This window comes from Pseudonocardia sp. (genome assembly GCF_029263155.1).
GTDB lineage: Bacteria > Actinomycetota > Actinomycetes > Mycobacteriales > Pseudonocardiaceae > Pseudonocardia.
The window spans coordinates 67,775-81,490 of the sequence record NZ_JAJCYB010000063.1; the positions used below are offsets into that span (position 1 = coordinate 67,775).

Annotated in this window: 14 protein-coding genes, 1 tRNA gene and 1 pseudogene; 3 read left to right on the plus strand and 13 right to left on the minus strand. The window is 68.7% G+C overall.

Translation table 11 applies throughout. The features are described from left to right. The first annotated feature begins 119 nt into the window (after positions 1-119). Entirely contained in the window at positions 120-1,556 is a 1,437-nt protein-coding gene (locus tag Q1K26_RS12555; RefSeq protein WP_300010969.1) for a hypothetical protein, read from the plus strand. Here the strand turns inward: Q1K26_RS12555 and Q1K26_RS12560 are convergent. After that, positions 1,515-2,429 (minus strand): aminoglycoside phosphotransferase family protein, encoded by a 915-nt coding sequence (locus Q1K26_RS12560; RefSeq protein ID WP_300010972.1) that lies wholly within the window; start codon positions 2,427-2,429, stop codon positions 1,515-1,517. The two genes, Q1K26_RS12555 and Q1K26_RS12560, sit on opposite strands and share 42 nt — an antisense overlap. Positions 2,430-2,685: 256 nt before the next feature. Continuing rightward, entirely contained in the window at positions 2,686-2,868 is a 183-nt protein-coding gene (locus tag Q1K26_RS12565) for a DUF1508 domain-containing protein (RefSeq protein ID WP_300010975.1), read from the minus strand. A gap of 990 nt (positions 2,869-3,858) precedes the next feature. Between Q1K26_RS12565 and Q1K26_RS12570 the strand changes: the two genes are divergently transcribed. Continuing rightward, positions 3,859-4,476: a hypothetical protein gene (locus tag Q1K26_RS12570; RefSeq protein WP_300010978.1), complete on the plus strand. Its 618-nt coding sequence runs from the start codon at positions 3,859-3,861 to the stop codon at positions 4,474-4,476. A 134-nt stretch (positions 4,477-4,610) separates the two neighbouring features. Here Q1K26_RS12570 and Q1K26_RS12575 read toward each other — a convergent pair whose 3' ends face one another. The 5 genes and pseudogenes from Q1K26_RS12575 to Q1K26_RS28760 all read right to left on the minus strand — a co-directional run bounded on the left by Q1K26_RS12575 (position 4,611) and on the right by Q1K26_RS28760 (position 7,753). After that, positions 4,611-5,249 (minus strand): hypothetical protein, encoded by a 639-nt coding sequence (locus Q1K26_RS12575; protein ID WP_300010981.1) that lies wholly within the window; start codon positions 5,247-5,249, stop codon positions 4,611-4,613. A gap of 185 nt (positions 5,250-5,434) precedes the next feature. After that, a pseudogene (locus Q1K26_RS28750) lies at positions 5,435-5,947 on the minus strand (HAD-IIIA family hydrolase); the annotation flags it as partial. 19 nt (positions 5,948-5,966) lie between these two features. Then, positions 5,967-6,764 carry a transposase family protein gene (locus Q1K26_RS12585; protein WP_300010987.1) on the minus strand — a complete coding sequence of 266 codons (798 nt, stop codon included), beginning with the start codon at positions 6,762-6,764 and terminating at the stop codon, positions 5,967-5,969. A gap of 189 nt (positions 6,765-6,953) precedes the next feature. Continuing rightward, positions 6,954-7,391 carry a hypothetical protein gene (locus tag Q1K26_RS28755; RefSeq protein WP_363320474.1) on the minus strand — a complete coding sequence of 146 codons (438 nt, stop codon included), beginning with the start codon at positions 7,389-7,391 and terminating at the stop codon, positions 6,954-6,956. Between the two features lie 200 nt (positions 7,392-7,591). After that, on the minus strand, positions 7,592-7,753 hold the full coding sequence (locus Q1K26_RS28760) for a winged helix-turn-helix domain-containing protein (RefSeq protein ID WP_363320475.1): 162 nt from the start codon (positions 7,751-7,753) through the stop codon (positions 7,592-7,594). A 3-nt stretch (positions 7,754-7,756) separates the two neighbouring features. On the opposite strand from Q1K26_RS28760, the gene Q1K26_RS12595 reads away from it, so the two are divergent. Beyond that, positions 7,757-7,912, plus strand: a complete 156-nt coding sequence (locus tag Q1K26_RS12595; protein ID WP_300010989.1) for a hypothetical protein — start codon at positions 7,757-7,759, stop codon at positions 7,910-7,912. Between the two features lie 415 nt (positions 7,913-8,327). Here the strand turns inward: Q1K26_RS12595 and Q1K26_RS12600 are convergent, their stop codons facing one another. From Q1K26_RS12600 to Q1K26_RS12625, 6 genes are all read right to left on the minus strand, one after another. Continuing rightward, entirely contained in the window at positions 8,328-9,074 is a 747-nt protein-coding gene (locus Q1K26_RS12600) for a hypothetical protein (RefSeq protein WP_300010992.1), read from the minus strand. A 177-nt stretch (positions 9,075-9,251) separates the two neighbouring features. Next, positions 9,252-10,652 carry an IS1380 family transposase gene (locus Q1K26_RS12605; RefSeq protein ID WP_300011005.1) on the minus strand — a complete coding sequence of 467 codons (1,401 nt, stop codon included), beginning with the start codon at positions 10,650-10,652 and terminating at the stop codon, positions 9,252-9,254. Positions 10,653-10,751: 99 nt separating this feature from the next. After that, positions 10,752-11,006, minus strand: coding sequence for a hypothetical protein (locus tag Q1K26_RS12610; protein ID WP_300010994.1), 255 nt, complete (start codon positions 11,004-11,006; stop codon positions 10,752-10,754). A 264-nt stretch (positions 11,007-11,270) separates the two neighbouring features. Then, positions 11,271-12,782, minus strand: a complete 1,512-nt coding sequence (locus tag Q1K26_RS12615) for a tyrosine-type recombinase/integrase (RefSeq protein ID WP_300010997.1) — start codon at positions 12,780-12,782, stop codon at positions 11,271-11,273. 88 nt (positions 12,783-12,870) lie between these two features. Continuing rightward, positions 12,871-12,948, minus strand: a tRNA-Ile gene (locus Q1K26_RS12620). Positions 12,949-13,274: 326 nt separating this feature from the next. Then, positions 13,275-13,460: a hypothetical protein gene (locus tag Q1K26_RS12625; RefSeq protein ID WP_300011000.1), complete on the minus strand. Its 186-nt coding sequence runs from the start codon at positions 13,458-13,460 to the stop codon at positions 13,275-13,277. Positions 13,461-13,716 lie beyond the last annotated feature (256 nt).

Below are 13,716 nucleotides of genomic sequence, written 5' to 3' on the forward strand. Positions count from 1 at the left end.
CCCGCTGATCACCGATCGGCAACGTCGGGGGTGTGCACCAACTTCTGCAATCGGCCCAGTTCTGTCAGTGGGCCTGCGTACGCTGCGGATTCCGAGCAAGCGATCGGCGAGGAGGGCACATGCAGGACGACCGTCACGCATCCGCCCGAGCGCCGCGCACGCTTCTGGAAAAGCTGATCAAGGAACGCGAAGCGACCTACGAGGAGCAAGCGAAAGCATTCGAGAAGCTCGCCCGCGAGCTGAAGGAACCGGCGACCATGAGCGTTCGCCACCTGCAGCGGCTCGCCGCCGGCCAGCGCACCGCCACCCACGCGACACCCAGCACGCGCCGCGTGATGCGGCACCTTTACGGGCACGGGCTCGACGAGCTCCTTGCGCCGGTGACCGCCGCGGAAGCAGCGACGGTGGTGGCCGTCGCGACCCGGCTCGATCTCGACGCGCTCCGCACCCCCGACGACAGCACGGCGGCGCTCGGGCAGCTGACGTCCGAGCTTCTGACGGACCCGCTGGCGCCGGGCAACCTCGGCGTCACGCCGGAGGCGTGGCAGGCCGTGGTCGTGCGCTGGATGCTGGAGCCGGAGTCACGCGCGCAGGGCGGGACGTCAGGCGGAAGCGTCGCCGCGACCGATGTCGAGGTGATCCGCAGCGCGACGCGAATGCTCGCGGCGTGGGACTACCAGTACGGCGGCGGCCACTCGCGCATGCTCGTCGGGCAGTGCCTCGCCACGGAGGCCCTGCCGCTGGCGCGGCGCGCGTCGCCGTGCTCGGCGGTCGGCCGCGACTTCCTCACCGCCGTCGCCGCACTCGCGCGCCTGGCCGGCTGGACGGCGTACGACATCGGCAGCCACGGGAGCGCGCAACGGCTGCTCACCGTCGCACTCAACCTCGCCCAGGCCGCGGGTGACCGCGCGCTCGGTGGCCGCATCCTCGCCGGGATGAGCCACCAGGCCAACTTCCTCGGACAGTCGCAGCGGGCCGTCGAGCTGGCTCGTGCGGCGCACGCCGGCGCCCGTGGACAGGCCACCCCGACGGCGTTGGCTCTGTTCCACGCGATGGAAGCTCGGGCGCTGGCAGCAGCCGGTGACGAGATTGGTTGCACCGCGGCACTCGTAACGGCGGAGCAGGCGCTGCTCAGCGGCAACCCGGACAACGATCCGGAGTGGGTGCGCTTCTTCGACCGCGCGGAGCTGCACGCCGAGTTCGCGCACTGCTTCCGCGACCTCGGCCGGCCGCAGCTCGCTGCGGAGCACGCGCAACGGTCGATCGACACCTCGGAGACCGTCTACGTCCGGAGCCTCTCGTTCTGCCGGACGGTGCTCGCCACCGCCCACATTCAACGTGGAGAGCTGGATGAGGGCCTGCACGTCGCGCGCGGGGTCGTCGACACGGCAGAGCAGCTGCGATCGCAACGAGTGTTGACGTACCTCGACGAGTTCCGCGGCCGGCTCGACTCGTTCGGCGATGCCTCCGCGCTGCGCGAGTTCGACCTGTACGTCACGGAACGGTTGCCGAAGCTAGAGCTGCCGCCAGCGGCGGGGAAGCTCGTCGTTGCGTAGGTCGGCGAGCCGGCGCGCGATCTCGTCGTCGACGACGGCCGACTCGCCGGCCCGCTGCATCAGCCACGACGTCATGTTGAGCTCGCGGATGGCACGCATGGTCGGGAACCCACTCCAGGTCAGCGGATCCCACCCGTAGCGATCGACGCACCGCCGATACTCGGCCTCCCCCATCCACCCGAACACCGCGTACGCCGCGGCGAAGACGGACGCGTCCCACTCGCGCGGGCCCCACGCGAACGCTTCGAGATCGATCAGCACAACGGTCCCGTCCTTGCGTCGCATGAGGTTCCCGAGGTGGGCGTCACCGTGGATCGGCCCGGGCTCCAGCTCGAAGGACAGCGACTTGTAGGCATCTCGCAGCTCAGCCTGCCGGCCGGCGAGGAAATCCCGGTCGGACTCGGTCACGCTCGCGCCTGCGGCAGTCAGTCGCCCGAGGACTCGCGGCATCGGGTCGAAGGTCGGCAACGACACGGCGGTCGGCGGAGGAAGGTCGTGGAGTCGCCGCAAGACGGACGCGAGGTCCGCGAAGGTCGGTCCCTCCGGCGACTCGACGATCAGATCCCACCACGTGACGACGCGGCCGTCGATCACCAGCAGCTGTTCGGGACCGTCATACAGCCGGACAGCCGAGAAGCCGCAATCTGCAAGCCACGCGGCGACGACGACCTCCCTGCGCGGGACGTCGGCGTGCCGCGCGATGCGGGCGACGACCGGGTGGTGGACGAGGCGGTAGACGGCGTTCTCACCGTGCCGAAGGAGTACTGCATCCGTGCCGTCCAGGCCGACGTCGCGGCACGCCGCCGTCAGGATCGAGCGCGTCGCACTCGCAGTAAAAAGGCCGGCGAGCCGGTCCTCCTGCGCAGGCCGCATGCCTCTCACGCTACTGGCGGCACGCTGTCCACCGGGCCGCGTCAGCGCAACGCGTTCGTGACGATGGACGTCAGCGCAAGGCCGGTCGCGCCACGGCCGACAGGCTGCGCCTGCGCGTTGGAAACGACCGATCCCTCGCGGCGCGACTCGTAGATGTCGCCGGTGAAGCGGACGGACCGGTAGCGTCCACGCTCGCGAGACAGCTCGGTGATGTTTCCGGTGCCGGACCCGTCGACCAGGCAGGGTGGGCCTGAACCTACGAGTCCGTCTCGACGACCTCGGCTCCGTCAGCAGCGCGCTGAACGGACTCACAACCCTTCTTGGCGGCGGCTTTCGTCTCGTACGCCTCGCCGGTCGCAACGACCTGCCCGTTGCTGGCCTTCAAACGAAAACGAAACTTGCCAGCGCGGTCTTCGTAGACCTCGAATTTTCCTGCCACTATGCCGCCCCTCGAAGATGATCAGTTGGTCGTCGGGCAGGCTACTCGCAACGCCGACCTTCAGCGACCAATGCACGCCGAACGAGCACTTCCGTGTCAGAGCGGATGCTCCGGCCCGACCAGTGGCTGGCCGGGGTGTTCCTGCTGGTTGGCGTGCCGGTCTGTGTCGCCCCGTGCGGAGGCGTACTCGGCCGGGTGGTGCCCTTCCGATGACTCCGGCCCGGCCGTTCGTTCCTCGGCTCTGCGACTCAGGGTCTGTGCATGGCGCAGCCATCGCAGCACCGTGCCGCGCGCGCTGGTCCGCCGGGCCTGCCGCCGCCACGCTTGCTGACCCGCTCGACGCGCCCGCCGTAGTGCCCACCGCTGAACTGCCCGTCGGTCACTCGTCCGTCGATGTTCTTCGAGGCCAGCCCACCCGGCGAGGTCATGCGCACTTCCGTGTCAAGGCGGACGCAGAGTCCCGGGTACTGACGGGCCGTATCGTCGCGTGCCCTCTGAGCTGGGCGTTCGTGCTAGCGCGTCTCGGGACGTGACGGGTGCTCCCGAGCCGCGTGCTCCGGGTTTGCTCCGCCCAACCACGCTGGGTCTCGTGTGGCATCCCGTCGACCTGGCAACGCCCGACCGCGCGGCGGCCCGGGGGCAGCCCTCGACGCAACCGCCGGCCGACGTCGTGCAGCTCTGCCCCCGGGACGTCGTGTGGTAGCCCCTCGGGGAGGTCGACGGGATGCCACACCCGGCCATCCCGGAGACCTGCCCGCCCGGCGAGGGCACCGCTGTTGACGTTGACTGCGGGTACCCGGTTGCTTGCGGCCGTACCATTCGCCAATGCGATATATCCCACCGGCGTCCTGGCCGCCGACTGCGGACGACGAACCGCCGAGCGACGGCTGGCGTCCTCCTCCCTATTGGGAGCCAAAGTCGAACTCGTTGCCGATCACACCGGACGGTCGCGGAAAGCTGGTTCGACCACGCTCGTCCGAAGAACCGAAAATGGAGAAGACTCCGCCGCAAGAGAGTCGCGACGACCACCGAGCTGCACAGCTTGTAACTGCGGAGCGCATGCTCGGGATGTGGGCGCGTGCCGTCCAGAAAGATGCCCATAGCTACTACCAAGCGGCGATGCGTGCTGCATGGACTGATCGTGCGATCGATCATGGCGAAGACTGGTCGCCGGACGAGGGCGACCTAGAAGTCGCCCTTGAGGAAGTTTGGATCCGAGGCTATCGCCTTGTCATGGGCAACTACCAGATGGAGCGGTGGCTCCAACTGTGGCGCAAGCTGAACGACAAGACCGCTGAACCTGCGAGATATCGAGAACTTCGCAACGCCCTTGAGCATTTGGACGAGGCGTCCTTCAGCGGCGACCTGGTCGCTCGTCGCGCCCCTACCGGCAAGGCCTGGTCACTCGATGATCTGCCAGATAGAGAGCTCTCTCTGGGGTTTCACAACTTGCACGTCGACAATGCGTTTGGTATCGCCGATCTAAAAGAGCTAACAGATGCGGCGCGCATCTACGCATCATTTGGCCGAGGGTTCAATGATGATTACGAACCGTCCTCCGAGAATCTTGAGTGGCTGCGGCAATCGGACGACGATTGTCCCGATTGAGGCGACTGCGCCGCGGAGACCGGCCGGAGGCCCGCATGATCCGCGGCGCCGCAGGCGCCGCCTTGATCAGGAATGAAAAGTCTGAACACGGTGGCGGCGCGGCGCGCGGCGCAGTGGGCCCCAGGCATCGAGCGTCAAGCCGGGTAGTCCCAGGCGAACATGTCTAGTAGGACGAGCTGGCCGGTCGGGTTCGCGGTTTCGATGTTCACCTCGCCGCGGTACTTCGCGCTCGGCCGCAGGTCGTATGGGATTTCGGCCCCGTGCCGGCACTCCTGCATCGAGGAGGGCGGCGCCTCGGACACGCCGTCAGCCCCGATGGTGGACCACTCGTAGTACTTCGGTGAGCCGCCGTCTCGGAACGGGTCGTAGTCCCGGCTCGTCTCGATGCGGACCGACAGCACGAGCCTGTGGTCGCGCCCGGGCGAGGGCGTGAAGAACTCGTCGCCGTCGCAACCAGGGTCAACCTCGACCTTGTCGAGCACCAGGCGGATGCCCCACGTGTTCGGGTCGCCATCGTCGGGTCCGCCCCACTGCGCGACCTTGCCGAGCTGCTTGAGCAACAGGCCGCCGGGCAGCTCGACGCGCGGACCGTACAGCTCCTCCTGCTCAGGAGAGAGGGTGATCGGAGCAGGTGATGGAGTACCGCCAACGCCAGGGGCGGTGTCAACAGCCGGTGGGACGTTGAACGGCTCGGGCGGCGCCGGTTCCGAAGCGCACCCTGCCACGAGACCGAGAGCGGCGACGACAGCGGGGACGAGCGCAGCAGGCCGCATGAACCCTCCAAGGTCGTGGATCTCTCCCTGTTGGCGTCGCTCCTCACGATCGACCCGTTACGGGCGCTCCGGCCGGTTCGCACGACTCGGTGACGTGACGCCGGGGCCTTGACAGCGGTGGATCCGGTGAGGTGGTCGATGACGGCATCAGCTCCACCCGCAACGAGGCGTCCGTGTTTCCCCTGCTTGTTGGCGTAGCCGATGGCGAGTACGCCGACTGCGTGGGCGGCGATGACGTCGGTGACGGAGTCTCCAACGAGGGCGCATTGCGCGGGCTCGGCATCGAGCCGGCCGAGGGCGTCCCTCACGAAGTGCGGCGACGGCTTGAGCAGGCTCGGGTCCGGATCGTTTCGGGCGACGATGTCATGCACGGTCAGGGCGTGGGCGTCGAGGAAGGTACGGATTGCTGCCTCGGAGTTGTTGCTGACGATCGTGACGGTGTGCCCGGTCGTCGTGAGTCCGGCCAGGGCTTCGGTGAGGCCTGGTGTCTTCGGCGCGGTGGCGACCGCCTCGACTTCGAGTTCTCGGAACCGCTGCTCGGTGACGTCGACGAGGCTGGGCGCGGCGGCCGCGACGTGGCGGATGACCGCGAACGGGTCGTCGGATTCCGCCAGATCGGGCGGCAGGACGACGCCGTGATCTTGGAGGGCTGCCGCGAACGCCCGCGTGACAGTCCTGGCCCCCACTCCCCCAAACACTGAGCCTTTGCCAACCCGATCATGAGTTGGCGATCATGAGGGTCTGAACTGCGGCAACGAGGGTGCCGGCGCGGGTCGGGCTGGCGCGGATCTTGCGGAGGATCTTCCAGTTCTTCAGCTCGGCGTTGGCCCGTTCGCCCGGGCCGCGTCGGCGGGCGTGGGCGGTGTTGACCGCCTTCTGTGTGGCCGACAAGCGTCGGCGGCGGCCGGTGTCGGGATCGATGCGGCGGCGGCGCTGCGGGACCCGGACCAACGGGCCGCCGCCCTGGTAGGCGGTGTCGGCCAGGGTCTGGATCTCGGCGTGGTTGAGCGCGTCGATGATGCCGTGCTCGCGGGCGGCGCCCATGTCGTGACGGGCTCCGGGCAGCGGCGGGGAGATCCACACCAGCCGACCGGCGGGGTCGGCGATGACCTGCACGTTCAGGCCGTGGCACTTGTGCTTGCCCGAGTAGTAGGGCCGGTCCCGTCCGCCGGTCATGCCGACGCGGTCGATCCGCAGCAGGGTGCCGTCGAGGATCACGTGGGCCTTGCGGCGGGCGATCTCGATGGCCTGGGCGAGGGTGGGCGCCATCGCGGCGAGTAGCGCGAGGGCCTCGCGCAGGTAGCGGTACACCGTGGAGGTCCCGACGCCGAAACCGCAGGCCAGGTCGGCGTAGGTCTCGCCTTTGCGCAGGTGGGCGACCACGAGCAGGGCTTGGCGGCCTGGGTCCAGTCGCCGCCAGCGGGTGCCCTTGCTGGTGCGGTGGGCGCGCAACAGATCGGTGAGCATGATCAGCGCACGGGTGGACACGGTCATCCCGGAGGGGTAAGACATCACGACGAAGCTCCTGGCCAGGCGAGTTGATCTAGGCAATCGCCCGTCTACCAGGAGCTTCACCCATGCACGGAGCCGACACGCCGCACAACCGCCACACTTGCTGACGAGGTTGGCAAAGGCTCACTGCGCAGACCGGCCCGTCGAAGTCGAGCAGGATGTGCCGCCGTGTCGCGAGCAGCTCGGCGATTGTCATCGGTGTGGCTCGCGGGCGACCGTCGTCCAATGGCTTTCGAACCACAGCCGGCACTGCGCGACGTACTGCGAGGCCATGGAGTCGGGGTCGGCGTCGCCGGCGTGGTGGAACAGCACGGTGTCCTTGCCCATCAGGTCCCACATCGGCACCTGTTCGCCGTCGAGCTTCACGGTGTGCTCCTGCACTGGGTATAAGCCGAAGAACGCGTCGGTGCCGTTGATCAGATAGAGCTTGAACAGCGGCACGGCCGGCGCGACGCGGATCTCGGCCTGCACGTTCTCGACCAGGCCGAGTTCGCCGAGTTCGTTGGTCGCCTCGACGATCGCCTCGGTGTGCCGGCGCATGATCCCCGTGGCGCGCTCGCGGAAGGCGGGGCTGTCGGCGAGGCCCTCGACGGTGGCGGGCAGGCTCCACGGCACGGCCGGGTTGGGCACGAGGATGCGGACCTGGATCGACTCGGGCCGCAGCCGGCCGGCGCGGACCTTGTCCAGGGCTCGGAGATCGCGTTGTTCAGCGTCTCGCCGGAGAAGCCGGCGAAGTCCACCGACACCTTCGATGCCTCGAACGCGCGCTCGAGGTGCAGTCGCAACCCGACCGGGCGCTCGGTGCGCTCACGGACGTAGACCCCGCTCCCCTACCGCGAGACGACGAGGCTCTCGTCGCGCAGCAGCCGGATCGCCTGCTGCACCGTCATGCGGGCCACGCCGTAGTGCTTCGCCAGCTCCGGCCCGGACGGCAGCTTCTCCCCCGGCTCGAACCGCCGGGTCAGGATCGCGGCCCGCAGCGAGTTCGCCACCTGTTGATACGGCGACCGCGGGTCGTCGGTGGCGAGCTGACTCTGTTCGCCGACTACAACGAACTGGTGCGTCTGTGGGACGCGCTCGCCGACGCGACCGTCGAGCTGGAGCTTGCCCGGATGGGCACGACGAGGCCGGGGCCGGGTAGCGCGGCCTGACCGTCCGGGCGGATAAGCCCGACCAACCATTTCAGAAGAATGGTATTCCGGTGCGGGCCGTGCTGTGCCGGAAACCGGCGAATCACGAGGAGCCGGTCAACTGTGGACCTCTGCCAACCAATTGCGGGGGGTTGAACGGGGGCCGATAGCCACCACGTGCCGGGCGACCCGCTCAATCAACCAGCGCGGGGCCGGAGCGCCATCTCCTCAACCTGGCAACGCCCGACCGCCCCGGGTGCACCCTACTGCCGATCCGCCGGCGATCCTGTCAGGCGTGCACCCGGGGACGTCGTGCGGTAGCCCAACGGGAGGTTGAGGAGATGGCGCGTACCCCGCACCCATCACCCCACCGCCGCCCGCTCTGCTTCCCCACCATCTCCGAGACCTGCCCGTCCGGCGAGGACGCCACCGTCCCCTATACCTCGGCAGCTACGTCCTTTAGAAACTGCCGCGCTTCACTGATCAAGGCAGGCATATCCGCCTTTAGATCAAGAGAGGCCGATCCGTAACTGATTCGGTCATGCTGCAAAAGGTCGACGTGATTGAAGATGGTCAACGCATCTGGGTGAGGCTTCCCAAAGACAGTGCCTAGAGCCCGATCTTCGATGTGCTCGTACGCATTTCTGATGCTATTGACTGCCGCCTGCTTCGCAATCACGGTCGGCGGCACAGAAACTGTCGAATGCAGCATGCTGGACGCCTTCTCGATCATGTCGCAAACCCGCCCCAGGGCAACCACGGCGAGCTCGACGGCGGATATCAGACCGAAAAGCTCCCGGCGAATGGCAGGACCCGCGAGGCCGTCCCCTGCAAGCACCTGCCTGCGTCGCTCGACATCGCCCAGGAGGACATTCGCTGCGTCTAGCCGACGAGCGGCTGCCAAGAGGTACCGGACCTTATCATCGGCGCCACCGGCACCTATCGACATCCATATCCAAAGGACGGGAGTGATCGGTACGTACTCGCCGTCAGCGAACGCGGTGGCCTCTCGCTCATCGATTGCGTCCAGCTCGATCTCGAGACCGCCCGGCTCGATAGAGAAGTCATCACCGGGCCTCAGGTGAACTCGTCGGCCGTCGTCTGACTCGCCGTGCCGCAATGTGCGACCGAAGACCGTAGTACCTTCACGGCGCACTGGAACGATTCTGAACCAGATAACCAAGTCGTCAATTCGACCGACCTCCGCAGTAGTGTTGAGCCTGGATCCACCGCCGCAGTTCGCGTTACGCGCTGGTTGATCTTCTGGGTGGGTTGGTGGGAGAAGGTCGTGGTTGAGCTGCCGGTCTGTCCGGCTCTTCCACTGCTGGTTCTCCGGTCGGGCCCCGGTGGGGGGCGGTGGTCAGGAGGCGGCGGGGAGTGGGTCGTGCAGGGCGCGGCGGAACAGTTCGTCCAGGCCCGGTTCCCAGGGCCAGTCGCGCGGTAGGTGGAGGACCTGGCGGTGCGCGGAGTGCGCGACCCGGGCCGGGGTGGCGATCAGTCGGGTGCGCAGGGTCGCGGTGCGTTCTCGGGCGTGTCGTCCGCCGGCCAGGACGCCGGCGGCGCGGGTGAGGTTGTGGGAGATCGCGGCGCAGACCAGCCAGGCGCTGTTCGCGGCGAACGAACCCGAGGGCAGGTGCGCGAGTGGGCCGTTCTTGAGCTCGGCGATGACCTGCTCGATGATGGCGTGGTCGCGGTGGGTGGCCTCCGCGGTCAGCATCGGCTCACCGCTGTCGGTGAACACCGCGTGGTAGCGGTAGACCGCGAACGCTTCGGTCTGTCCGGCCGCGACGGTGCGGGGGTTGAGCCGCCGCACGCGGCGCACGATCAGCCGGGCGGTGACGTGCTCGCGTCGGCGGCGGCCGGTGAACGCGGTGAACACCACCTCGGCGACCTCGGCGTCGGAGACCCAGCGCTGCTCGTCGTCGTCCCAGATGGCGTTCGGGTAGCGGATCGCGGTCCACGCGGTCTCGTCGATGCGGGTGATGGCCCGGGTCACGGTCTTGGTGAGTCGGGCGGTGACCGAGAACCGGGCCCCGGCCCGGCGGCAGGTGTTGATGATGTCGTAGCCGTAGTAGGCCGAGTCCGCGCGCACCAGCGTCATCGCGTGCCGCGCCGTGCCGGCGCCGGCGCGTCGGGCGGTGGCCAGCGCGTCGGCGAGCAGCTTCGCGGCGCCGCGGGCGGAGTTGGTGGATCCCTTGCGCAGCCGGGTCGCCGCGATCACCGGCGCGCAGGTCGGGGTGGAGAGCACCGCGAGCAGCGCGTTGAGTCCTTTGACGCCGGTGTAGCCGCGCCCGGCGCCCTGCTTGGCGTAGCCGTAGGTCTGGCGCACGGTGTCATCGATGTCGACGAACACGATCTGCTCGGCGCCGGGCAGCAGCGGCGTCGCCGCCGCCAACCGGGCGAGGAGCCGGGCGGCGACGGAGTCGAGTTGGCGGACGTGACCGAAGGTGAACCGGCGCAGGAACGTGCCCAACGTCGACGGGGCCCGGACGTCGTCGAACACCCGGCCCATGCCGCCGTGGCGCAGCAGGTCCATGTCGGTGATCGAGTCCGCACCCGCGACCATCCCGCCGATCAGGGCGGTGATCTTCGCGGCGGCGTTCGCGGTGCCCGCCCCGGCCAGGGTGAGCCCGGAGGTCAGCAGCGTCGTGAGGCCACACCGGGCGGCCAACGCCATGATCGGCACCAGGCCGACACACGACACGAGGTTGGGATCATCGAACCGCACGCTGATCGCGGAACGGGCGTGGGATAGTCGCATCCAGCGGATGCCCTTCTGTGTGGGATCGATGTGACCGTGGTAAGCCACATTCTCCCAGCTCAGAGGGGCATTCGTGCGTTCCGACCCACCCTTACAGACTCATTTCGGCGGTGCATCCAGGCTGAGACTGACGGCCGCAAGGGGCATCATCATCACGATCTGGTCGCCCTCGAACAGAGGGATTCGAGGCGGTTCGCCGTCCGCTGGGTCGGCTTCCCGGACGAATACCCGATTGCCCTCGCGTTCTTCCAGGACAACGTTCTTTGGTTCGTCGGATCCCTCAATCTTCACTTTGCCCAGCCAGCCAACGGGCACGGGCGGTGTTCCTTGTGGATCCTTAAGGCTATCTGACACGGTCGTACGGTAGCGGACTCGGCGCCTCAAACGTCGCGTGATTGCGGCTTCTCGCAGCCGCGCGCCGCGCGGGGACCGGCCGGAGGCCGCACGCCCCGCGCGAGCGCTTGCGGCTGCATCGACACAGCGCCGTGCGCCGCCGCCAGGCGGCGCCTTGAACAAGGAACGAAAGTCTGAACACCGCAGCCAGTGGCCAGTGGCCGTCGCGACACCGTCGCGCCCATGTCCGCTGCACCGACAGCAGCCGTCGGTGCAGCAACCTAGTCAGTCGGCTCCCGGATGTGCCTTGCCGACGCGAGTGCCTCGTCCGGCGACCACCTCGACCTGACCGGACTCAAGAAGGAGGTTGACGGCTCGATGGGCCGTCCCCACAGCGACGCCGTGCATCACGGCGAGCGTCTTGATCCCAGGCAGGAACTCGCCGTCAGTCAGCTCGCCGGCCTCGATCTGCGCTCCGAGCGCGGCAGCGACGACTTCGTAGGGGAAGGGGGCCCGATCAGCACTTCGCCGGCGCGCGGACGGTTCTGACGGTCGCGCTGGCATCCTCGCCCCGAGATTCCCGGCTGCCCGCTGGTCCGACTCAGAAACCCACGCCGCATAGACCCGCAGCGTGGTCGTACCTCCCCCGCCGTGCCCCAGCCGGCCCGCGACGGTGCGAATGTCCACGCCGGCTGCGATCAGCTCCGTCGCCGAGTAGTGCCGGAGCTTGTGCAGCGACGTCGCGATGCCGAGCCGGTCGGCCAGATCGCTGTAGCGCTCGCTCACCGAATTCGGCCGCATGTAGGTCGAGTTGTCCGGCGCGAGCGAGAACACGTAGGCGCCGGCGGGTACTGGCTCGCCGAGCGCGGCGCACCGCTCCTCCAGGCGCCTGCGGTGCTCGGCGAGGATGCCGACCGTCTCCTCGTCGACGGCGATGCGGCGGTGCTGGTGGTCCTTGGTGTCCTTCTCCCACGTGTCCCGGTTGCGCTGGCCGATGCTGCGCGACACGGAGATCACGCCTGTTGACAGGTCGACGTCAACCCAGCGGAGCGCGCACAGCTCGCCTCGCCGTACGCCGGTCACGATCGCGAGCCAGACCAGCGTGCCCCACTCCGGATCGGCCCACGCCTCGGTGAGGATCCGCGCGGCCTCCTCGGGCGATGGCGGCCGCGGCTTGGCCTTCGGGGCCGGCGGGGTCTCGGCGAAGACGATCGGGTTCGACGAGATCCAGCCCCACCGGACCGCGCGTTTCAACGCGCCGCTGAGGATGAAGTGGATCTGGCGGATCGTCGCCGCGCCGAGCGGCTTGCACGTGTGCGTCCGGCAACGCTCGTCGCACTTGTGCTCGTACGGCGTCCGATGGTCGACGTAGCGGGTGCGGCCGCAGTGGTCGCGGCAGCGGCGCAGCTCGGCGTGGAAAGAGTCGAACGTGCGCGCATTGAGGGCGCCTACCTGGACGGTCCCGAGCAGCGGCCGGATGTGCTTGGTGGCGTAGCCGGCGTAGGTCTCGCGTGTGCTGCGCTCCCAGGTGCTCAGCTCGAAGTGCTGGTCGAGCAGCTGGTTCACCGTCGCGTTCGTCCGCGGCTGGCGCTGTTCGTCGACCTGCTTCAGGAGTCGGGTGCGCGCCGCCTCGGCCTGCCGCGCCGCCTTCGGCCCGGGCGGGATCAGCTCGACGAGGTTCCGCCGGCGCCCGGTGACCGCATCCACGCCGGCGTACACGCGGACTCGTAGTCCGCCACTCGGCAGCACGTCGATCGCGCCGCGGGTCCGGCGGCGGCCCGCGCGGGAAGGAGCCATGACACCAGCGTATCGCGCTTTGGTGTCACATTTCGTGTCATGCGGCCGGAAGAGCCAAGACCTCGAACCCTGTTTGTGCTGGTAGAGGTGGTGGGGCGGGTGGGGTTCGAACCCACGACCTGACGGGTTATGAGTCCGCTGCTCTGACCAGCTGAGCTACCGCCCCGAAGCAGGTAGAACCCTACCCGAAGGGCACATCGCCCCTGGTAGACGCCGGTAGCGGCTAGATTCGCAGGTCACCGACCCGCACCGCCCGATACGCCGTGACACCCCGTCGGGGGCCGCCGCACCGGTACGTCACCGGTACGTGGAGCGCCGTAGCCGCGCCCAGCGTCGAGCGCTCTCGGTAGCCGCTCACGACGGCTCGCTCATGCGCTGGTAACTGCGAGCTGAAGTGCGATCCCTCAGAACGGCGGCAGTCGCGGGTCGCGCGGCGGAGGCGGGGGTGGAGGCGGCCCGAGCCAGCGGCGGATGCGGTCCAGGACGTCCGCGTCACGCGGCGCGCTCGACGGCATCGAGCACCTCCACCGCCGCGACGTTGCGCCAGAACACGACCACCGTCTGCTCCCGGGTGTCGCGGAAGTCGAGCGCCGGGACCCAGCGGCCGTCCGTCCGCTGCACCCGCGCCACCTCCAACGTGCATGGGTCGCCGGTGAAGTCGCGGAGCGTCTGGCGCAAGCGGATACCCGCGCGCTCGACTGCGACGACCTCCCCCACCCTCCGCGACGCGACGACCAGCCCCCGCCCTCTCAGCTCCACCGTCTCCCCGGGCAGCAGCAGCCCGCTTCGGTACCCAGGGCCCCGGCATAGTTGATGTTGCAGTTATGTGAGCAGGTCAACGGCTCGCAGCGGGTGGCGGCTGGTGTCGCGGCAGGCTTCGGCGATGTTGGTGGCGCCGGCGAGTCGGTGGCGGCTGATGGCGAGGTTGCGCAGC